The 21450-nt window shown below is 72.6% G+C and carries 21 protein-coding genes; 19 read left to right on the top strand and 2 right to left on the bottom strand.

What is annotated here, in order from left to right; genetic code table 11:
• Window positions 1-7: 7 nt before the first annotated feature.
• From FY030_RS00595 to FY030_RS16665, 5 genes are all read left to right on the top strand, one after another.
• Window positions 8-256 carry a hypothetical protein gene (locus FY030_RS00595; protein ID WP_158059817.1) on the top strand — a complete coding sequence of 83 codons (249 nt, stop codon included), beginning with the start codon at window positions 8-10 and terminating at the stop codon, window positions 254-256.
• 99 nt (window positions 257-355) lie between these two features.
• Window positions 356-838, top strand: a complete 483-nt coding sequence (locus FY030_RS00600; protein WP_158059818.1) for a hypothetical protein — start codon at window positions 356-358, stop codon at window positions 836-838.
• A gap of 67 nt (window positions 839-905) precedes the next feature.
• Window positions 906-1964: an App1 family protein gene (locus tag FY030_RS00605; protein WP_158059819.1), complete on the top strand. Its 1059-nt coding sequence runs from the start codon at window positions 906-908 to the stop codon at window positions 1962-1964.
• Entirely contained in the window at window positions 1957-2817 is an 861-nt protein-coding gene (locus FY030_RS00610; protein WP_158059820.1) for an Fpg/Nei family DNA glycosylase, read from the top strand. Before FY030_RS00605 ends, FY030_RS00610 begins: the two co-directional genes overlap by 8 nt.
• Window positions 2818-2896: 79 nt before the next feature.
• Window positions 2897-3562: a putative acetyltransferase gene (locus FY030_RS16665; RefSeq protein ID WP_238348484.1), complete on the top strand. Its 666-nt coding sequence runs from the start codon at window positions 2897-2899 to the stop codon at window positions 3560-3562.
• Between the two features lie 6 nt (window positions 3563-3568).
• On the opposite strand, the gene FY030_RS00620 is transcribed toward FY030_RS16665, so the two are convergent.
• Together FY030_RS00620 and FY030_RS00625 are read right to left on the bottom strand one after the other, a co-directional pair.
• On the bottom strand, window positions 3569-4081 hold the full coding sequence (locus FY030_RS00620; RefSeq protein WP_158059821.1) for a hypothetical protein: 513 nt from the start codon (window positions 4079-4081) through the stop codon (window positions 3569-3571).
• 49 nt (window positions 4082-4130) lie between these two features.
• A complete protein-coding gene (locus FY030_RS00625) occupies window positions 4131-4457 on the bottom strand; it encodes a rhodanese-like domain-containing protein (protein ID WP_158059822.1) in 327 nt (108 codons plus the stop codon).
• A gap of 138 nt (window positions 4458-4595) precedes the next feature.
• On the opposite strand from FY030_RS00625, the gene FY030_RS00630 reads away from it, so the two are divergent.
• From FY030_RS00630 to FY030_RS00695, 14 genes are all read left to right on the top strand, one after another.
• Window positions 4596-5279 carry an SAF domain-containing protein gene (locus tag FY030_RS00630; RefSeq protein ID WP_158059823.1) on the top strand — a complete coding sequence of 228 codons (684 nt, stop codon included), beginning with the start codon at window positions 4596-4598 and terminating at the stop codon, window positions 5277-5279.
• Between the two features lie 7 nt (window positions 5280-5286).
• Entirely contained in the window at window positions 5287-6282 is a 996-nt protein-coding gene (locus FY030_RS00635) for a CpaE/TadZ family protein (RefSeq protein WP_158059824.1), read from the top strand.
• Window positions 6279-7634 (top strand): TadA family conjugal transfer-associated ATPase, encoded by a 1356-nt coding sequence (locus tag FY030_RS00640; RefSeq protein WP_158059825.1) that lies wholly within the window; start codon window positions 6279-6281, stop codon window positions 7632-7634. The genes FY030_RS00635 and FY030_RS00640 overlap by 4 nt, the downstream gene beginning before the upstream one ends.
• A 2-nt stretch (window positions 7635-7636) precedes the next feature.
• A complete protein-coding gene (locus tag FY030_RS00645; protein ID WP_238348485.1) occupies window positions 7637-8596 on the top strand; it encodes a type II secretion system F family protein in 960 nt (319 codons plus the stop codon).
• The gene (locus FY030_RS00650) at window positions 8593-9534 is read left to right on the top strand and encodes a type II secretion system F family protein (protein ID WP_238348486.1); all 942 of its coding nucleotides are present in this window, start codon (window positions 8593-8595) and stop codon (window positions 9532-9534) included. The genes FY030_RS00645 and FY030_RS00650 overlap by 4 nt, the downstream gene beginning before the upstream one ends.
• 122 nt (window positions 9535-9656) lie before the next feature.
• A complete protein-coding gene (locus tag FY030_RS00655) occupies window positions 9657-9863 on the top strand; it encodes a hypothetical protein (RefSeq protein WP_158059826.1) in 207 nt (68 codons plus the stop codon).
• A complete protein-coding gene (locus FY030_RS00660; protein ID WP_158059827.1) occupies window positions 9832-10329 on the top strand; it encodes a TadE/TadG family type IV pilus assembly protein in 498 nt (165 codons plus the stop codon). The genes FY030_RS00655 and FY030_RS00660 overlap by 32 nt, the downstream gene beginning before the upstream one ends.
• Window positions 10330-10428: 99 nt before the next feature.
• Entirely contained in the window at window positions 10429-10893 is a 465-nt protein-coding gene (locus tag FY030_RS00665) for a TadE family protein (protein ID WP_158059828.1), read from the top strand.
• 11 nt (window positions 10894-10904) lie between these two features.
• The gene (locus tag FY030_RS00670) at window positions 10905-11366 is read left to right on the top strand and encodes a Tad domain-containing protein (RefSeq protein WP_158059829.1); all 462 of its coding nucleotides are present in this window, start codon (window positions 10905-10907) and stop codon (window positions 11364-11366) included.
• Window positions 11326-12138 (top strand): hypothetical protein, encoded by an 813-nt coding sequence (locus tag FY030_RS00675; protein WP_158059830.1) that lies wholly within the window; start codon window positions 11326-11328, stop codon window positions 12136-12138. Before FY030_RS00670 ends, FY030_RS00675 begins: the two co-directional genes overlap by 41 nt.
• Before the next feature lie 16 nt (window positions 12139-12154).
• Entirely contained in the window at window positions 12155-13123 is a 969-nt protein-coding gene (locus FY030_RS00680) for a hypothetical protein (protein WP_158059831.1), read from the top strand.
• Window positions 13124-13152: 29 nt separating this feature from the next.
• Window positions 13153-16116 (top strand): LysM peptidoglycan-binding domain-containing protein, encoded by a 2964-nt coding sequence (locus tag FY030_RS00685; RefSeq protein WP_158059832.1) that lies wholly within the window; start codon window positions 13153-13155, stop codon window positions 16114-16116.
• A 4-nt stretch (window positions 16117-16120) separates the two neighbouring features.
• A complete protein-coding gene (locus tag FY030_RS00690) occupies window positions 16121-20869 on the top strand; it encodes an FtsK/SpoIIIE domain-containing protein (RefSeq protein WP_158059833.1) in 4749 nt (1582 codons plus the stop codon).
• 175 nt (window positions 20870-21044) lie between these two features.
• Complete coding sequence (locus FY030_RS00695) at window positions 21045-21326, top strand: WXG100 family type VII secretion target (protein ID WP_158059834.1); 282 nt, start codon at window positions 21045-21047, stop codon at window positions 21324-21326.
• The last annotated feature ends 124 nt before the right edge of the window (window positions 21327-21450 follow it).

The following is a 21450-nucleotide window of genomic DNA, read 5'->3' on the forward strand; positions in this document are numbered from 1 at the left end:
GAGGCCGATGACTACGGCTGGTCCGGGGAACGGGGAAGGCGGCGACCTCCCGGTCATCCTGGACGCGGCGGCCGGGATCGGCCCGGTCCGGCGTTGGGCGGCGGACCCGTTGTCGCTGCTGCTGCTGGTCGGCGCCACCGGGCTGGCGATCGCGGCGCTGACCACGCTCGGACAGGTGGGCGGCACGGCCTCCTGGCTGGTCCCCGCCCTGTTCGGCATCGTCGTGGCCGGCCTGGCGCTGTCCGGCTCCACCTGAGGCGTCAACAGCGCGTGGGCGCTGGTGGCCTCGGTCCGAGGCCCTCGACTGCAGCTCCCGCTCTGGGCGGCCTTCGCGGCGGGTACCACGCTCGGCGGGGTGGGCACCGGGTTGGTCCTGGCGGTGCTGTCCGGGCTGGTCAGTCCGGTGCCGGCACCGGTGCGCCTGGGGTTGTTCGCGACGGTGGCGGTCGGACTGGTGCTGCTCGATGTCCGCTCGCCCAGCCTGCGGCTGCCGCAGCGCACCGAGCTCATCCCTCAGGAGGTCTTCCAGCGCGGCATGGGCCGGGGCGGTTTCCTCTTCGGGCTCGAGTACGGCTGCGGATGGCGGACGCTGATCCCCTCGGCCGCCGCCTACGTCGCTGCCGCCTTCGTGCTCCTGCTGGTGCTGCCCCCGGGCTGGGCGGTCGTGCTCGGCGCGGCCTTCGGACTGTCCCGGTCGCTGGCCGTGCTGCAGTACGTCCTACTCGGCGCCCCCGGTTGGCAGGCCTTCCTGGCCCGGCACTCCCGCGTGCTGGAGCGCACGGGCTCGGTGCTCGCCGCTGCCCTGCTCCTTGCCGCCGCTGCGACGCACGGCGGGTGAGGGGGTGCACGCTTCGTCGGCTCGGACGCGGACCGGCCACCCACCGGGGCCGACTAGGGTGTCGGGTATGGCGCGTCCCCACATCGCCGCCCGCATCGAGGACTCCGTCCGCCGGCGTATCGGCAACGGCCTGCGTCGACGCGGCTGGCACGAACGGGTGACCGGGTTCACCGGCTACGGAAGCACGCACAAGGCCCGGGTCTTCGCCCGCATCGTGCTCTCCCGACACGAGCCGGAGGAGGCGCGCAAGGCGATGACGCACGCCGAGGACACCCTGCTCGACATCGCCCAGCGCGGCTACCGCCACTTCCTCACCGCGCCCGCGCACGGCGTCCGGGTCACGGTCCGGCTCGGGCAGGCCCAGACCACCGCCCTCTCCGACCGGGGCGGCTACGTCGACGTCGAGGTCACCGGGCACGGGCTAGCCCCCGGGTGGCAGGAAGCGCAGCTGGCCCTCGACAACGGGGACAGGCTGTCGGTCTCGGTGATGGTCGTCGACCCGCAGGCCGAGGTCGGCCTAGTCAGCGACATCGATGACACCGTCATGGTCACCCACCTGCCCCGCATCTTCATCGCGGCCTGGAACACCTTTGTGCGCTCCGAGATGGTCCGGGAGCAGGTGCCGGGGATGAGCGCGATGTACCGCGCCTTGGCCGCCGAGCACCCGGGCATGCCGGTGTTCTACCTGTCCACGGGGGCCTGGAACACCGCCCCGTCCCTGACCCGGTTCCTGCGCCGGCACGACTACCCGGTCGGGCCGCTGCTGCTCACCGACTGGGGTCCGACCAACACCGGGTGGTTCCGTTCAGGTCAGGAGCACAAGGAACGTGAGCTGCGACGCCTGCGCGCGGAGTTCCCGCACATCCGATGGATCCTCGTCGGGGACGACGGCCAGCATGACCCGGTCATTTATGGCGAGTTCGTCCAGGAGCATCCCGAGGCGGTCAGGGCGGTCGCGGTCCGTGAGCTGACCCCGGCCGAGCAGGTGCTCTCCTCAGGCCTGCCGTTCGCGACCGACGAGCTGCTCGGCAAGCGGGTGAGCACGCCCATGCTCAAGGCTCCCAACGGGTTCGGGCTGCACCAGCTGCTGCACGAGGCCGCTCGCATGGAGCCCGGTGATGCCTGAGCTGCCGGAGGTGCAGGCACTCGTCGACTTCCTCGCCGGGCGCATGGTGGGCCAGGTCGTCACCGACGTCGAGCTGGGCTCGATCGCGGTGCTCAAGACCTACGCGCCCCCGCCGGACGCCTTGGTCGGCTCACCCGTGGACGGGGTGGCCCGGCACGGCAAATTCGTCGATGTGGACGTTGACGGCACCCACCTGGTCTTCCACCTGGCCCGGGCCGGGTGGCTGCGCTGGTATGACGAGGTGCCCGCCACCCGGGTCCGTCCGGGCAAGAGCCCCATCGCGCTGCGAGTGCGGCTCGACGACGGCTCGGGGTTCGACCTCACCGAGGCGGGGACCAAGAAGGGCCTGGCGGCGTACGTGGTGACCGACCCGGCCGCCGTGCCCGGCATCGCCTCTCTTGGACCCGACCCGCTGGCCGAGCAGTTCGACGAGGAGGCCTTCGCCTCGCTGCTCGCCGGCCGGCGCACCCAGGTCAAGGGCGTGCTGCGGGACCAGTCCGTGCTCGCCGGCGTCGGCAACGCCTACTCCGACGAGGTCCTGCACGCGGCCCGGTTGTCGCCCTTCGCCCTGGCTGCCTCCCTGACGCCTGAGCAGGTCGGCGAGCTCTACCGGGCCCTGCGGACCACCCTGGAGGCCGCCGTGCTCGCTGCCTCCGGGAAGCCCGCCGCCGAGCTCAAGGACGCCAAGCGGGCCGGGATGAACGTCCACGGCCGCACTGGCGAGCCCTGTCCCGTCTGCGGGGACAGCGTGCACGAGGTCGCCTTCGCCGACTCCTCGCTGCAGTACTGCCCCACCTGCCAGACCGGGGGGAAGCCGCTCGCCGACCGCCGCACGAGCCGATTCCTCAAGTAGGCTCGCTCGTTCAATATGGCCGTCTTACGAAGAGTTTAGATTCCTATAGAATGTTCTCGAGAGGGTAGCCTCGATCGCCATGCCACCCTCCCGAACAGACACAGACACAGACAACGAGTGGCCCGACCCCCGGGCGGTGTTGCGCCGCATACCGCTTGGCCGGCGTGTCGTCGTACGTTCGCTCATCGAGGGCGGGGAACGGGCGACTGACGCGCTCGGTGAGCTGGTCGGACGGGACGAGCAGTCGGTGCGGGTCCGGACCCGCACGGGTGAGGTCCGTGTCGAGCTGGCCAAGGTGGTGGCCGCCAAGCAGGTCCCAGCGAGCCCGGCGGGGGTATGGCGCGTCGCGCCGTTCCTGCGTCGCGGGCAGGTGGCGGTGCTGGGGGAAGGCACGTTGCGGGTGGCCGACGGGTCCGTCCGCACCGCGACGGCGCTCCTGGTCGAGGAGCTGCTCCGGGCGGGCAGGCCGGTGTTCGTCGGCCACCCCGACGACCACGAGGCCCGGGCGCCCAAGGCCGATGGGTCGCGACACCCCATACCCCTCCTGCCCCTTCTGCACGAGCCCGAGCTCACGCACGAGGTGCTCACCCGGGCACACCGCGAGATCGAGGACCACCTGGGGCACACGGTGGGTCGGGCCATGGTGCATTACACCGACGTGCGCCCCGACGCGGTCGACGCGGCCCGCGTCTTCGGTTGGCAGGGGCGCGTCTTCACGCTCCCGCCGGGCACGGGCGAGCAGTAAGGGCCCTCAGCGTCCATCCGCCGGGGCGGCCAGACAGGGCGACTCGACGTTCAGCTCCACCCGGCCGTCGGGCCACTCGGCCACGGTCACCGTGTAGCCGTCGAACAGGTGGCTGGTGATCGTGCCGCCCTGCCGGGACTGGGTCTGCTCATACCCTTCGGCGGCGAGCCACTCTCGCGCCAGGCGGGCCTGGGTCGCGGGGGAGTCCACGGTCAGGAAGACCATCTCCGTCCAGGCCATGGCGGGGTCGGACTCGTCAAGGGTGCAGACTGCCTCTGCGCCAGGTGCCGCTTGCTCGGCCAACGGCGGTGTGTCGGGCGCCTGCAGCTGGTCGTAGACCTGCTCCAGGATCGCCAGCGTGCGGTGCTGCGCGGCCCGGGCGTCGTTCCCCGGCGCGGCGCTCGAGGTGGGCTCCATGGTGGTCGGTCCTCCCGGGGGCGTGGCGGTCGTGCCGCAGCTGGCGAGGAGAGCCAGGACGGCGAGGGTCAGCGCGGTGCGGGAGGTGGCTCTCGTGGTCATGGGTTGCCCCCGTCAGGCTCTCGAGGGGCACCGGGTTGGGGAGGCCGGCTCAGAGCACGTACGGCTCATCCGTGTGCTCGCTCGTGAGCGGCTTGCCGGCTGAACCCCAAGCGCGCATCCCGCCGTCGACGTTGACGACCTCGAAGCCCTGCTGCACCAGCCACTGGACGGCCCGCTGCGAGCGGCCGCCGCTGCGGCAGACCACTGGCAGCGGCTCGCCCTCGGGCAGCTCCGCCAGACGCTCTGGCACCTCGCCGAGCGGGATGTGGACCGCGCCCGGGGCGTGCCCAGCGGCCCACTCGTCCGGCTCGCGGACGTCCACCACCACGGCGTCGTCGGGCAGGTCGGTCACGCTCACGGTCGGGATCTGGTCCATGCCCTCCATCCTGCCACCGACCTGGCCAGGGTGCGGGTCCTCGGTCGGGGGGTGGGACGGCACTCCCGGCAGCTAGGATTGGCGCCGCATCCTTGCGCCGGCCTCGACCGGCCGACTGGAGAAGGGGTAAGCCACCAGATGAGCACCACCACCGCCGCGCGACCCGGGGCGGCGGGCGACCGCCTGCCCTCGCGTCCCCGCGACCGTCGACCCGCGCTGGCGATCCTGGCCCTGCTGCTCGTCCTGCTCGGCGCACTGGGCAGTGCGCTGCTGGTCTACCGCACCGGCGAGCGGGTCCAGGTCCTGGTCGCCCAGGGACCGATCCAGCAGGGCCAGACCGTCACCGCCGACGACTTCTCGGTCACCGAGATCGCCTTCGACGACGGTACGCAGGTGGTGCCCGCCGGCTCCCTGGGGCAGTTCGTGGGTAGCACCTCGGTCGCCTACGTCCCCGAGGGCAGCATCATCTCCGCGCAGATGTTCACCACCCGGGCGCTGGCCCCTGCCGCCGCCGAGCAGGTGGGCGTGGTCGTCGCCTCGGTGGGCCGCCCCTCCTCGGCGGTGCAGGTCAACGACATCGTCCGCGTCTACCGCACCGACCCCTCCGGCACCGCCGCCGCGACCGACGCCGAGGAGCTGGTGGCTGCCGCGAAGGTGGTCGCGGTCGGGCCGGTCCTGGAGACCCGGGACACCGTGCACGTGACCCTGCTCCTGCCCCAGGACGCGGCGCCGTCGGTGATCTCCGCCAGTGCTGCCGGCACGGCGGCCGTCTCGATCCTGGCCTCCGACACCGCGCCCAGCGTGGACTGGCGCACCGAGTGAGGCCGGCATGGCACTGATCTCCTTCTTCTCGGCCAAGGGCGCCCCCGGCACCACCAGCACCGCGATGCTGACCGCCGCACTGTGGCCCCGGCCGACGCTGCTGGTCGACGCGGACCCCGCGGGCGGGGACCTGCTCATGCGGCTGCCCACCGACGCCGGGATGGCGCTGACCCAGCGCCCTGGTCTGCTGACCCTGCTGCCGCTAGCCCGGCATGGGCTGGCCCCAGGCGTGGTCCTCGACCACAGCCAGGTCGTCCAGGGCGGGCAGCGGGTGCTCGTGGGCCTGGACTCCCCGGAGCAGGCCGAGGCCTCCGCCGCCTTCTGGCCGATCCTGGGCCGCAACTTCCACGACCTGCCGGGAACCGACGTGGTCCTCGACCTCGGGCAACTCAGCGTCCGGTCCAGCCAGATGTCGTTGGCAGAGCGCAGCGACATGCTCATCGGGGTCATCCGCCCCACCCCCGCCAGCGTGCTGCACATGCGTCAGCGCCTGACGGCCCTCACCCGGACCTTGGCCACGCTGGGGCCCGACGCACCCCTGGTCGGGCTGGTCGCGATCGCCGACGTCCAGCAGCAGGCCGAGGCGTCCTCCGCACTAGCGACCGTGCTGACCGACGTCCCCGAGGTGCACCACCTGGGGATGGTGGCGCACGAGCCACGTGCCGAGCGGATGTTCCACGGCGACCTGCTCGTGCGTCCGGAGCGGACCATGTTGGTGCGCTCGGGACGATCCCTCGTCGAGCGGGTGCGCAGCCTGCTCGACGGCGCTGCGCCCGATCCGGACCCCGCGCCGGCCGGGCGGGGAGCAGACCAGGTCGACCAGGCCGGCCCAGCTGGCTCGGGCGCCCAGGCCGGCTCGACCGACGCGATCGAGGCCGGGGATGCGTCTGGTCTTCCCGACGGCGGCGCGGACGCTGGCGCGGCGCAGAAGGAGCAGCCCGACGCAGACCGGCCGATGTCGCGCCGTGACCTGAAGAAGAAGAAGTGGAGGGTCCAGCGATGAGCCTGACCAGCTCGGACATCATCCCCGGCAGCCGCGAGGAGCTGACCGCCACGAACAACCTCGTCCGCACCCTGCGCGCCCAGGTCGCCGACCGGCTCAACCAGCAGCGCCGCCGGGACGAGGTCGCTGGACGGCGACCCATGAGCGCCGAGGACGAGCGGCACTACGCGCGCTCCCTGATCGTCCAGGTCCTCGAGGACCACGCCACCCTCCAGATCACCGAGGGCCGGGTCCCACCGAGCGCGGCAGAGGAGGAGCGGATCGCCGGGGCCATCCACGCCGCCCTGTTCGGCGTCGGCCGCCTGCAGCCGCTCCTGGAGGACCGTGACGTCGAGAACATCGACATCAACGGCTGCGACAAGGTCTTCGTCGGCTACGCCGACGGCCGCGAGGAGATGGCCCCGCCCGTCGCCGACAGCGACGAGGAGCTCATCGAGCTGATCCAGATCCTGGCCGCCAACGTCGGCCTGACCTCCCGGCCGTTCGACTCGGCCAACCCGCAACTGGACCTGCGGCTGCCCGACGGCTCCCGCCTCTCGGCCGTCATGGGCGTGTGCCAGCGGCCCAGCCTGTCGATCCGCCGCGCGCGCCTGGGGCAGGTCACCCTGGAGGACCTGCGCGCCACCGGCACCTTCTCCGAGGATGTGATGCACTTCCTGCGGGCCGCGGTGCACGCCCGCAAGAACATCATGATCGCCGGCGCCACCAACTCCGGCAAGACCACCATGCTCCGGGCTCTCGCGGCCGAGATCCCGGCCCACGAGCGGCTCGTCACCGTCGAGCGGGCGCTCGAGCTGGGCCTGGACAAGTTCGAGGACCAGCACCCCAACGTCGTGGCTTTCGAGGAGCGCCTGCCCAACTCCGAGGGCCTGGGCGCGGTGACCATGGCCGAGCTAGTCCGGCGCTCGCTGCGGATGAACCCCTCCCGGGTCATCGTCGGCGAGGTGCTCGGCGATGAGATCGTCACCATGCTCAACGCCATGAGCCAGGGCAACGACGGCTCGTTGTCCACCATCCATGCCAACTCCTCGATGGAGGTCTTCAACCGCATCGCGACCTACGCCCTGCAGGCGGAGGAGAACCTGCCGGTCGAGGCCACGCACATGCTCATCGCGGGGTCGATCAACTTCGTGGTCTTCATGCGCAAGCGCAACGACCACGCCACGGGCGGGGGGATGGCCCGCGGGGTGCAGTCGATCCGGGAGGTCACCGGGATCGACGGGCGGGTGCTCTCCTCAGAGGTCTTCGCCGCCGGCCCCGACGGTGTCGCCCGTGCCCGCGCCCCGATCGAGTGCATCGACGACCTGGTGGCGTACGGCTACTCCCCGGCCATGCTCCACCGCTGGGAGTGAGCGTGGGCGGGGGGCTCTACCAGCTGCTGCTGCCGATGGCGACCGGCGCCCTGATCGGGCTCGGCCTGTATGTCGCCGTCCTCGCCGTCGTCGGGCTGCCCGAGCGGGACCCGGGCACGCCCAGCCGGTTCCGCGGGGTGACCCTCAAGGGGGTCACCACCAGGCTCTCCCTGGGTGTCGTCTCCGGGCTGCTGGTGCTGCTGCTCACCGGCTGGGTTGTGGCCGGGGTCGGCATCGGGATGCTGGTCGCCTTCTGGGACCAGCTCACCGGCGACGCCCGCGCCGAGACACGCGGGATCAACACCCTGGAGGCCTTGGCCACCTGGACCGAGTCCCTGCGGGACACCATCGCCGGGGCCGTGGGCCTGGAGCAGGCGATCCCGGCGACGGCCACGAACGCCGGGGCGACCATCCGTCCCTCGCTCAACCTGATGGTGGACCGGCTGCGGATCCGGGAGCCGCTGCCCGAGGCGCTGATCCATTTCGCCGAGGACCTGGACGACCCCTCGGCCGACGTCATCTGCTCGGCGCTGGTGCTCAATGCGCGGCTGCGGGGACCAGGCCTGCGGGACGTGCTCGGGGCGCTCGCGCAGTCCACCCGCGAGGAGCTGGACATGCGCCGCCGGATCGCGGCAGGGCGCCGCTCGATCCGCCGGTCGGTCAAGATCATCGTGGGGCTCGTGCTCGGCGTCATGGGCGGGCTGGCAATTTTCAACCAGCGTTACGTCGAGCCTTACGGCACCCTGGAGGGCCAGATCGTCCTGGTCCTGGTGGCCGCCGTGTTCGGGGCGGGGCTGCTGTGGATGCGCAGGCTCTCCCAGCCGGAGCAGATCAGCCGCTTCCTCGTCGTGGACCGCACCGCCCGGGCCCGTGACATGGAGCGGCTCATGGGGCAGGTCGAGGACGGCGTGCGTGAGGGTGAAGCCGTCCGCGGCGGCGCCCGGGACGGTGACCGCCGGTGACCCCGTTGTTGTGGCCCATGCTGGCCGGAGGCCTGGCCGGGCTAGGGGTGTACCTGTTCGTCCGGGCCCTGCTGCGGCCCCGCCCCGGGGTGGCCACCCTGGTGGCCCGGATCGACGCCGGGTCCCGGTCCATGCAGACCCACACCCTCAGCGACTTCGACACCTCCTTCGCAGAGATGAGCCGGCGGGGGCGGACCGTCATGACCACCCTGGCCGACCGGCTGGAGGTCGTGGCGGCCCGCCGCGGTTGGCAGCTGTCCCGGCACCGGACAGACCTGACCATCCTCAACCGCAGCGTGGGCGCCATGCTGGCCACCAAGGTGGTGAGCGGTCTGATCATGATCCTGGTCGCACCCCTGGCTTGGGGCGCGGCCCGGCTGGGCGGGCTGGACCTGGGCAGCACCCTGCCCCTGGGGGTAGCGCTGCTGCTGGGCCTGCTCGGTTTCTTCCTGCCGGACCTGACCCTGCGCGCCGAGGCGGACAAGCGTCGCCGTGAGTTCCGCCGCACGGTCGGGATCTTCCTGGACCTGGTCTCGATGAACCTGGCCGGCGGGCGCGGCCTGCCCGAGGCTCTGCTGGCCGCCTCCTCGGTCAGCGACCACTGGTCCATGGTCCGCATCCGCCAGACCCTGGCCAACGCCCGCCTGTTCGGCACCACCCCGTGGGAGGCCCTCGGCGAGCTCGGCCGCGACATCGGCCTGGAGGAGCTGGAGAGCCTGTCGGGAGCTCTGCTCCTCGCGGCGGACGATGGGGCCAAGATCCGGCAGTCGCTGTCGGCCCGCGCGGCCACGATGCGCCGCAAGGCGCTCTCGGAGTCCGAGGGTGATGAGGGGGAGCGGTCGCAGTCGATGCTGGTCGCGCAGATGCTCCTCGTCATCGCCTTCCTGATCTACCTGGCCTACCCCGCCCTGACGGCTCTGATGGCCCAGCCCACATGACCGGGTTGGCGTAGCGTGTGCGGCGTGGGAAGATCAGGCGGGGGTCAGGGGCAGAGACCGGACCACCACCTCCACACTTGGCCCCATGAGCACACGCTCGTCATGACGAGGAGAGCACGAGGATGAAGCCTGTCACCTACCTGCACCGGGTGCGCCGCGACCTGCTGGCCCGGAAGGACCGCGGGGCCTCGGCCCTGGAATGGGCGCTGATCGCAGCCGTCGTGGTGGTCGCGGCCGCCCTCATCGGCGCCGCCGTCTACAACGTCATCGAGTCCCGGGCCGCGACGGTGCAGGAGTGTGGGAATCTCGGCCCCGGCGGCACCTGCTGACGTGGCCGGCCCGGTGGCGGGCCGCCGGCGCGTCGCTCTCCCGTGGCGGCGGCACGCCCGGGAGCGTGGCAGCGCCGCCCTCGAGTTGGCGATCGTCGCGCCGACCCTGCTGGCCCTGATCTTCTTCAGCCTGCAGGCGGCCTTCTTCTTCTACGGCCGGGCCGCCGCGACCCAGGCGGCCCGCGAGGGCGTCTCCCAGCTGCGGCTCGCCGAGGACCAGGAGACGTATGCGCTGCTGCGTGACCCGGCCTTGGAGCGCACCGAACGGTTCGCGGCCAGTGTCGGGGGCGCCGGGCTGGTCGACCCCTCGGCCGAGAGCAGCTACTTGGAGCAGGGGGACGGGAGCGCCCGGGTCAGCGTGACCGTCACGGGGCGGGTCATCACCCTGGTCCCCGGCCTCGACCTCACCGCCAGCGCCGAGGCCTCGGGCACCGTCGAACGCTTTTTGGAGCCGGCCGGCTCCTAGCCCCGTCCCACCCCCGCAGACTCCGCCAGCCGACATACTTCGCCCGTATACCCCGCTGCATACCCCCACGACCGCACCGCCCACACGGAGAGGAGCCGCATGGCCACCGACCTCGCTGGCCCTACCGGCTCGCACCGGCGGCCACCGCGGCGCGGCCGACGGCGCGAGCGCGGCTCGATCGCGCTGGAGATGGCCTTCGCCGCTCCCATCGTGCTTCTGCTCCTGGCCCTGGCGTGGACCTACGGCCGCGTGGCCTGGGCCAACGGCCACCTCGAGGCCGGTGCCCGCGACGCCGCGCGGGTGGCGACCCAGTCCCGCTCGGTCGAGGAGGCCAGGGCCAACGCGCTCGCGGTGGTCCAGGAGAACACCGAGGCTGTCACCGGCTGCGGGGAGACCGCGGCCGTCATGCTGACCGGCACCTTCGAGCCGGGGAGCACGCTGACCATTCGGGCCAGCTGCAGCTACAGCCTCTCCGACATCGGGCTGCCGGGGGCTCCGGGCACGATGACCCCGACAGCGACCTTCTCCTCCGTCATCGACCAGAGGCGCGGGATCTCACCGTGAGGGGGGTGGGGGTGAGCGATCGGGGCTCGATCCTGCCCATCGTGCCGATCATGGCGCTGGTCATGCTCATGCTGGCCGGGCTGGTCATCGACGCCTCCCGGCAGCTCAACGCCCGCGGCCAGGCCGTCGCCTACGCCGAGGAGGCGGCTCGTGCCGGGGCCCAGGCGATCCAGCCCCAACTGCCGCTGGCGCTGGATCCCGCCGAGGCGGGCGACCTGGTCGCCGAGTACTGCTCCACGGTCCTCGGACAGCAGCACGTGACCGGCTGCGAGCTGATCCGCCTCGACCCGGCCCCCGAGGGCCCGCCCCGGCCGTTGGTCGTGGTCGTCCGAGTGCAGACCCAGATCCCCACCACCCTGCTTGGGATGGTGGGCGTCCAGTCCCTGTCCGCGTCCGGCGAGGGCCGGGCCCAGCCTGTCGAAGGAGTGCTCGATGTCCCTGAGCCCGTCCCTGAGCCCGTCCCAGAGCCGTAGCCGTAGCCGGCGCCGAGCGACGGCGCGACCGGCCGGCCTGCTCCTGCTCCCTGTGGTGCTGGCCCTGGGGGCCTGCGCCGGCGGCAGCGGTGGCCCCGACGGCGCCGCGACCGTCGCCCCGGGTGCCCTCGCCAGCAGCACGACGGACCCGACCCCGACGCCCACCGCGAGCCGGCCCCCCGCGGACGACGCGGACGGCGCGGACGGCGCGGACGGGACAACCGAGCCCGCGACGGCCCCGGACGCCGTGGATGTGGACGCGCGCACCACGCAACCCCCGGTCGAGGACGACGAGCCCGAGGTGTGGGCCACCTTCACGGCCGAGCCAGGCCGGGTTCCGGGGGACGTCTCCGAGGCGTTCGCCGACGATCCACGGCTGCAGGCCGTGCTGCGCTTCAACGCAGAGTTCGCCCGCGCCGTGAACGCCGACGACCCCCAGCGCGCGGACTGGCTGGCTACCCTCGACCCGGACGAGCACGAGGCCCTGATGGACTACCTCGGGGACGAGTTCGGCAAGACCTACCCAGGGCCGTTGCCCTTCACCCCGCTGGACATCGGTCCCGGCGACGAGGACGGCACAGCGAGCGTCCAGGGCTGCATCATCTCCACCGGTTTCGCCCTGGGCGCCGAGGGCTTCACCGATACCACCATCACCTCTGTCGAGTACGCTCTGGTCGAGGACCCGGCGGAGCCGGACGCCTGGCTGGTTGAGGCGATGTGGGCCGGGGCATACGATTGCCTGACCACTGACGTGCCAGCCCGCCTTTGGTGACCTGGGGAGGACCGACATGACCACGCAGCGCAGAACCCGAGCCCTGCGCCGGGGCCTGGCGGCCCTGGCTGCCGCCGGCGTCAGCCTCGCCCTCCTCGCCCCGCAGGCGGCCGCGCTCGGCGATCCCCCGGTCAAGCCCGGTGACGGCGGTGGGAGTTGGAACAACGGCAAGAAGGTCCGGATCAAGACCTACCAGACCGGTGACGGCGCATGCTCGCTCATCGCCTCGCCCAGCTCGATCGGCGGTGTCTGCGTGCGGGCGAACGCCTTCAGCGGGGTCACCATCGAGGAGATCCTGGGCGATGACCCGCTCCCGGAGTGCTGGGACGAGCCGCTGAACGAGGAGGAACTGCAGGCAGCCAACCTCATCAACAGCGATGACGCCGCCTGGTACTGGCACCGCTGCCTGCGGGGGATCGACCCGGAGACCTTCGAGATCGAGCCTGACGGCATCCACCTCGCAGTCGGCATCTGGCCCTTCGAGCACGGCGACCCAGACCTGGTCTTCCTCACCGAGAACCAGCAGCGGTTCATGGACCGCTTCGTCAACCGGGGCAATGTGCCCGTCCCGGTCCTGATGGCTTCGCCCAACCCCCTACCGTTCGTCAACGACGACATCGCCTTCTACAACTTCGGCGACGACGAGATGCGGGTCAGCCTGGCCGCCCCGGGCGTGGAGATGCGGGCCAAGATCACCGAGATGCTGGTCTACCCGGAGGGTCGGGAGGGTCCGTCCATCACCTGCCCCGGCCCCGGGACGCAGGCTGATGCCAACGACACCCCGCAGACTCTGCCCGACGCGTGCTGGTACGCCTACGAACAGTCCAGTCTCAACCAGCCCGGCGACTTCTTCGAGGCCGAGATCCACGTCAAGTGGCAGGTCGACGCCCGGATCAACGGCCGCTGGGAGCAGTTCCACGAGTTTACCAAGTCAGGCACGGCGCAGATCCCGGTCAACGAGGTCCAGGCGCTGGTCCGGCCCTGAGCCGGCCGAGGCAACAGCGGGGAGAGCCTATGAGCACCACCACACCTCGACGTCCGGATCGAGGCGCGAAGACCGACAAGGGCGGCGGCGCCAGCAGCGCATACCGTCCCCGGACGGCCGAGGACCACCTGCCCCGCCCGCCCCGCCAGGAGCGCGCTGCCGGAGCAGGGGCCCTCTCCCTGCTGGGTATCCTGCTGCTCGTCGTCGGCGTGCCTGCGGCGCTCGTGTACTTCGTCGGCAACCCGCTGCCGACCTCGGCCCCCAGCACCAGCTGGCTCACCGCGCCGATCACCTCCGACGCGCTCATCAACATCGTCGCCGCCCTGATCTGGGTGGTGTGGGCGCACTTCGTGGTCTGCCTGGTCGCGGAGTGGCGGGCTGCCCGGGCCGGTCGGCTGCCCCACCTGGTGCCCGCCGGCGGTGGCTCGCAGCTGCTGGCCCGGCGTCTGGTGGCCGGGGTGCTGCTGCTCGCAGGCACTGCCACGGCCACCGGCACCATGCCCGGCCAGCAGGAGCCGACGGCCGTCGTCACCACCGACGCCGGGGCAAGCGCGTCGAGCGCACTGGCGAACTTGGAGGGGCCCGGGGCCTCGGTGCACTCGGCCGTGCAGCGGGCGGGCGAGGCCACCGGGCAGGTGGCGCAGGACGCGGCGGGCCTGGCCGCGGGTCCGCGCGCGGAGGCCCAGGTGACCAAGTTCTACGAGGTCAAGCCGCCTGAGGGCCGCAACTACGACACCCTGTGGGACATCTCGGAGCGGACGCTCGGCGACCCGTTCCGCTACAAGGAGATCTACGAGCTCAACAAGGAGCGCGTCCAGCCCGACGGGCGCCGGTTGGTCGACGCCGACCTCATCCAGCCTGGGTGGCAACTGGTCATGCCGGCCGACGCCTCCGGCCCGGCCATCACCGCAGTGCGTGCCCATCTGCCCTTCACCAGCACACCGCTGGAGACCGACACCGCCGCCGTGGTGGAGGCCGGCACCGCCGCCGGCGAGACAGGGATCGACTTGGGCAGCGCCGACGGGGCTGGCGACCTGCAGGCGGGGGCAGCCACTGGTTCCACCCTGGGTGCGAGCGGCGCCGTACATGCCGATGAGACACGCGCCGGCGCGGGACAGGACGGAGCCGGTATGCCGAGCGCGCTGGCCGGTCAGCCCGCCCGCAACGGCGTCGACCTTGGCGACCTCACCCTGGGTGGCGGCATGATCCTCGCCGGCCTTGCCCTGGCCTTGTCGACGCGCCGGGGTCCCTACGGAGACCCCTCGACGCAGGAGGAGGCGCTGCTCCTGGCCGGCACCCCCGGCCGCGCCGCCCTGCTAGACCTGGCCCTGCGGGTCCTGGCCGAGGGGCGCGCCCAGCAGCAGCTGCCGCTGCCCGACCCGACCGCGGTCTACGTGAACGACGAGCAGGTCCTGGTGCACCTCGCCGGTTCCGGCCACGCCGCCCCGCCTGCCCCTTGGCGTGAGGTCGAGGACGGTCGCGTCTGGTCCGTGCGGCGCGAGGACCTGGCCGGGCTGCAGCCCGCGGCGTCCGCGCCCTGGCCGGCCCTGGTCAACATCGCCGTCTCGCATGGATTCGACCTGCTCGTCGACCTGGAGGCGGCGCCCGGACTGGTCAGCATCGGCGGCGAGGTCAGTGTGGCCCGCGAGGTCGCCTTCGCCTCGGTCGTCGACCTGCTCACCCACCCCTGGTCCGACGGGGTGCAGGTCACCCTGGTCGGCTTCGCCGGGGCCGATGCCCTCGCCGACCTGGCGCCCGGCCGGGTCCACGCCGCAACCTCGCTCGAGGACGTCCTGGGCCGGCTCCAGGCCGGGGTCGCGGAGCGTGAGGAGCTCACCCGTCGGCTCGGCGTCGACGGTGTGCTCGCCGGGCGGCTCGCCGGTGCCGGTGCAGACCTGCGTCCCCACGTGGTGGTGCTGTCCGGTCAGCCCGGTGCCGAGGAGGCGCAGCGCCTGACCCAGCTGCTCACCCAGGGCCGCAACAGCCTCGCCGCGGTGTGCGTCGGCCAGACCCTGGCCGCCCGCTGGCGCTTCACCGTCGACGGGGGAGGGCTGCTCGACCTGGGTGCGCTCGGCCTCAGCGGGAGCGCCCGCCGGTTGCGGCACGAGGACCTGTCCTCGGTGGCGCACTGGCTGCGCGACGCGAGCGAAGCCGCCACCCAGGCCACCGGCACCGTGGCCGCGATGGGTCCGCAGGAGGCCGTCTCGACCCTGCCCCAGGCGGGTGCTGGGCATGTCCGGACCGCCGGCGCGATGCACGACCGGTCCCGCGCCCTGGCCCACGTCCGCCTGCTCGGTCCGGTCCAGGTGCAGGCGCCGCACCAGGTCGACCCGGCCCGTGAGGCGCTGCTCACCGAGCTGGTCTGCCTGGTTGCTCTGCACCCTGGCGGCGTGCACGAGTCGGTGCTGCGGGTCTCGCTGTGGCCCCGCGGGGTCGAGGACGACGTGGTCGAGGCCACGCTGGCCGCGGCGATCCGGTGGCTGGGGACCGACCCCCAGGGCGTCCCTCTGCTCGCGCGGGATGACGAGGGCCGCTGGCGCCTGTCCCCGGCGGTGCACGTGGACTGGCTGGAGCTGGCCGCGGCCGCCCAGCAGCACGCCGACGACCCGCAACGGCTCGGCGCGGTCCTCGCGCAGGCGCGCGGCGAGATGTTCTCGGCCACCCCGGCCGACCGCTACCGTTGGCTGGCCTTCCACGCCGCGGCCCGGGACGGGCGCGTGGTGGCCACCGCGGCGGCACGGCGGGCCGCGGCGGCGCAGGCTGGCGCCGGCGACAGCACTGCTGCCGAGCAGACCCTGCGCTCGGGACTGACCCTGGTCCCCCGCTCGCAGGCGCTGTGGCGCGACCTGCTGCGTCTGCTGGGCGGCCACGACCCGGACACCGCCTCCAGGGTGGCGCAGGACATGACCACGGTGCTGGCCGACGATGGGTTCGAGCCGGAGACAGCCGCCCTGGTAGGCCACCTGGCACCTGCCGCACGCGAGTCGGGATGACCGGGTGCGACTGCTGATCACGGCGGTCGCCAGCACCGTCCCTGGAGCACCGGCGTTCCCGCACGACATGGTCGTGGAGACCGAGGACGACGCCACCGTCGGTGACCTTGCGCTCGCGCTGGGACGCCGCCTCCAGACGCCGCTGGCCGAGAGCCGCCACGGTGAGGGAGGGCACCTTCGGCTGGTTGCGGCCGGGCCGGACGCCGCCCACGCGGGGGCCCCCAACTCCGGCGGGTCGAGCGCCCACCAGGCCCCCGGCTTCCCCGGCGCCATGGGCCAGCGCCACGGCGGCGGAGCGGGCCTCACGGTGTCAACCCAGGATCCTGCCGCCGCCACGACACCCCCCGAGCTCTACCTGGGCCGGCTGCGGCTCGACCCGAGCCAGCCGCTGTCGCAGAGCCCGGTCCGGCACGGGGCCATCGTGGGTCTGGACGCACCGGTGTCCGACGTGCTCGCCGAGCCGGCCGGACTAATCGAGGTGCGGATCGCCTCGGGCCCGGGCGCCGGCCTGGTTACCCGACTTGAGGTCGGGGACCACCCGGTCGGTGCCGACCCCCAGGCGGTGGTGACCCTGCCGGAGGGCTTCGACATACCCGACCTGTGCCTCACCCTCCGGGTGCAGTGGGACGGGTCCGTCGAGCTCCTGCCCGAGCCGGACCTGCTGGGCACCCTGCAGCAGCCGGTGCAGCGCAGCCGCGCGCTGGCCGGGCCGATCGTGCTCGACGTCGACGGGGAGATCAAGCAGCGCAAGGCCGGCGAGAGCACCTATGCCGAGCTGCCGCCGGGCACCCGGGTGCTCAGCCCGGAGGACCCGGTGCCGATGCTGCACCTGGAGCGGGAAGAGGTCGCCCAGGGGCAGACGTGGGAGCCGGGCCAGTCGCTGGCGGTGGGCCCCTGCCTGCTGGAGCTGACCATCCCTACCGCACCGGACGCCTCGCTGTCGCCAAGCCCGCAGGGCGCGACGCTGGACTACAACCGGCCGCCGCGGCTGCTGCCGGCGCCGCGCGAGACCGAGTTCACCCTGCCGACCGAGCCCAAGCGTTCGGTCTCGCAGATGATCCCCTGGCCGATGATCCTGCTCCCCGCGGTGGCCGGCGTCGCCCTGTACATGATCTACCAGCGCCCTGCCGCCCTGATCTTCATCGTGCTGACCCCGCTGATGGCGCTGAGCAACTGGATCATGGGCCGGACCGGCGACCGCAAGCGCTACCGCGCCGACTTCGCCGAGTTCACCCGGCGCACCCGCAAGGTGCAGCAGGCGGCGCTGGAGGGGCTCACCGACGAGCGCACGGCGCGCCGCCGGGACTTCGCCGACCCCGGCGAGATCCTCATGACGGCCATCGGTCCCCGCGCCCGGTTGTGGGAGCGCAGGAGGACCGACCCCGATTGGCTGGTCGCCAGGTTCGGGACCGCGGACCAGCTTTCCAGCGTGCAGATCAAGGTGAGCAGCCGCGAGGAGCACGAGGGCGACCTGGTGTGGACCGCCCCCGACGTGCCGGTCACCGTGCGGCTGCACGAGTCGGGGGTCACCGGCATCGCGGGCCCCGCGCGCCGCGCGGTCGCCCGCTGGGTGCTCGCCCAGCTCGCCGTCCTGCACTCGCCCGTCGACCTGGACATGACCCTGCTGACCACCGAGGACGGTGAGGAGGACTGGCACTGGGCCCGCTGGCTCCCGCACCTGCGCTCCGACGACGGCGACCCCGAGCTGGCGCAGGTGGGGGTAGATGACCAGACGACTGGCCGACGGATCGGCGAGCTGGTCGGCATCCTGGAGGCACGACTGGCCGAGGCCGGGGGCAACTCGGGGCTGAGCTCGGCCAACCGCCCTGCCTACGCCCCGATGCTGGTCGTCCTCGACGGCTCGCGGCGGCTGCGGTTGCTGCCCGGCATGGTGGCGCTGCTGCAGCAGGGCCCCTCGGTGGGCATGACCTTCCTGTGCCTCGACGACGACGTGCGGCTGCTACCCGAGGAGTGCCGGGCGGTCGTGCAGGCCGACGAGCCGCTGATGAGCCTCCGGTTCACCCAACGCACGGTCGTCGAGGCCGTCCGGCCCGACCTGGTCAGCCCGGCCTGGGCCGAGCGGGTGGGGCGGGCCATCGCCCCGGTGCGCGACGTCTCGGCCCAGGAGGCGGCCGCCAGCATCCCCTCCTCGAGCCGGCTGCTGGACGTGCTGCGCCTCGACCCGCCCACCGGGGCGGCGATCGAGCAGCGCTGGCAGCAGGTCGGGCGGACCACGGAGGCGGTCGTCGGCGAGGGCGTCGACGGCAGCTTCAGCATCGACCTGGTCAAGGACGGACCGCACGGGCTGGTGGCCGGCACCACCGGATCGGGCAAGTCCGAGCTGCTGCAGACCGTCATCGCCTCGCTGGCGGCGCACAACCGGCCCGACGAGATGACCTTCGTGCTCGTCGACTACAAGGGCGGGGCGGCGTTCAAGGACTGCAACCGGCTGCCGCATACCGTCGGCATGGTCACCGACCTCGACGGCCACCTGACCGGGCGGGCGCTGGAGTCCCTCGGGGCCGAGCTGCGCCGCCGCGAGCACCAGCTGGCCGACGCCGACGCCAAGGACATCGAGGACTACCTGGCGACGCGGCGGCCGGACGATCCGCCGATGCCGCGGCTGCTCATCGTCATCGACGAGTTCGCCGCCCTGGTTGCCGAGCTGCCCGACTTTGTCACCGGTCTGGTGGACATCGCCCGGCGGGGCCGCTCGCTCGGGGTCCACCTCATTCTGGCCACCCAGCGCCCGGCCGGCGTGGTCAGCGCCGAGATCAAGTCCAACACCAACCTGCGGATCGCGCTGCGGGTCACCGACACCAACGACTCCCAGGACGTCATCGAGGCCCCCGACGCCGCGCACATCGCCAAGACGACGCCCGGTCGCGCCTACGCCCGGCTGGGCCACAGCAGCCTCATCCCCTTCCAGTCCTCCCGAGTGGGTGGTCGGCCCCGCGGTCAGGGCAGGGCCGCCGACGTGGAGCTGCGGGGTATGCCGTTCCGCGAGCTCGGGGTGGCCCCACCCCGGGTCGCCGCCGGGGAGGAGGACGCCAGCATCCCCAGCGACCTGGCCACGCTGGTGGCTGCCTGCCAGGAGGCCAGTGCATCCTCCGGCATCCAAGCCCCGCCCAGCCCGTGGCTGCCCGCGCTGGAGGAGGCTGTCACCCTCGAGGAGGTGCTGGAGCAGTTTCCCCACGGCGCCCCCACCGCTGACCGGCTGGTGCTGCCGCTGGGTGCCGTGGACCTGCCGGCGGAGCAGCGCCGCGACGTGGCGACCTACGACCTGCGCGCCGGCGGTCACCTGGCGGTCGTCGGGGCGGCCCGCAGCGGCCGTTCCACCCTGCTGCGGGCGATCGCCGGGGCCGTCGCACGCGACGTCTCCCCGGCCGACGTGCACGTCTACGGAGTGGACTGCGGCAACAACGCGCTCCTGCCCCTGGTGACCCTGCCGCACGTCGGCGCGGTCGTCAGCCGTGACCAGACGGACCGGATGGACCGACTCGTGACCCGCCTGCGGGGGCTGATCAGCCAGCGTCAGCAGCACCTCGCCGAGGCCGGTTTTGCCGACATCACCGAGCAGCGCGCCGCGGTCGAGCCGGACCGTCGCCTGCCCTACGTCCTCATCCTCTTCGACCGGTGGGAGGGCTTCTACCAGGCTTACGACGCCCTGGACGGAGGACGCCTGGTGACCGCCTTCCAGCAGATCCTGCAGGAGGGCGGCGCGGTCGGCGTGCGGGTGGTGATGACCGGCGACCGATCCTTGTCCCTGGGCCGGATGTCGACGCTGCTGGACGACAAGATCATGCTGCGGATGACGGACAAGTCCGATTTTGCCTCGATCGGGATGAACAGCAAGCAGGTGCCGGACTCGATGCCCGAGGGCCGGGGTTTCCGGGCTGAGGGACTGCGCGAGACCCAGGTGGCGCTGCTCGACGCCGACCCTGCAGGCACCGCGCAGGTGCGAGCCCTGCAGGAGCTGGGGCGGGAGTCCACCGCCCGGTATGCCGAGCTGCCCCGCTCCCGCCGTCCCTTCCACGTCGACGTGCTGCCGGTCCGTTTTGACGCCGACCAGGCGGACCGGATGGCGGTGGAGGAGGTCGAGCAGGGGCTGTCCGTGCCGGAGACCTCGCTGCCGGTCGCGGTCGGTGGCGACACCCTCGGCATCCGCTACCTGGACGCCATCGACCACGGCCCGGGCCTGCTCGTCACCGGCTCCCGCCGCACCGGCCGCTCCTCGGCCCTGCTGCAGATGGTGCGCGCCGCCCTGGCCCGGGATTGGCCGGTGGTCGTGGTCACCCCCCGGACCAGCCCACTGCGCTCGCTGGCGGGACGGCCCGGGGTGCACGGGCCGTGGGACCTGACCAGCGACCAGAGCGAGGTCACTGCCCAGCTGGCCGAGCTGGCGGCCGCCGATGGACCGCTGCTGGTGGCGGTCGATGACCTGGAGCTGGTCGGCGCCGACGGCTGGCTGGCTGACGCCCTGGTCAAGACCCTCGAGGCGATGCGGGACGCGCCCAAGATCCTCGTCGGGGCCGGCTCGCCAGGTGACCTGCAGTCGCACTACCGGGGCCCGGCCGCCACGCTGAAGAAGTCCGGCAGTGGCATCATGCTCAGCCCGCAGAGCAGCTCGGACGCCGATATGTTCGGCGCCCGGCTCAACCGGTCGGCCTACGGCCAGGCCCTCCCGCCGGGCGGGGGTTACCTGATCACGGGGGGTCAAGCCGAGCGCGTGCAACTCATCTGGCCGGGGTAGGTCACGGGCCCGCGCGGCAGGTTCGTGCCAAACACTCCGCTTGACCTGATGATGCCCACGCAGCGGTGGACAGGACCCACGGGCCTTGCATAGCGTGATGCCTGGATCGCCCCGCCGAGGGGAACGTTGGGGGGTGCGGTCTAGACCGATCAAACCCTCGGAAATGGAGACAATCATGGCTGGTGCAGTTGGTGGCGAGCTCGGGACACTCGAGCGCCTCTTCCGGACCCTGCAGAACTCCGCGGAGGACATCCAGCGGGTGTCCGGTGACATTGACGGCGCCCTGCGCGACGCCGTGTGGACCGGTGCCAACTCGGAGAAGTTCCGTGGCGCGTGGGAGGAGTTCAAGCCGACCCTGACCCCGCGTCTGGTCGACGCCTTGAACGAGGCCAAGGAGGATGTGCGCATCCAGCACAACAACCTGGCCGAGGCCACCGGCGAGGGCGCCCGCATCTGAGCGGACCTCTTCGAGCCGAAGGCCGGGTCGCGCACTGGGCGCGGCCTGGCCTTCTGGCTGTCTTGGATCGGGGGCCGGCCCACCGGAACGATCGCGGCATCTGGGGGGCGATGCTCGACTTCTC

This window comes from Ornithinimicrobium pratense, from assembly GCF_008843165.1.
GTDB lineage: Bacteria > Actinomycetota > Actinomycetes > Actinomycetales > Dermatophilaceae > Ornithinicoccus > Ornithinicoccus pratensis.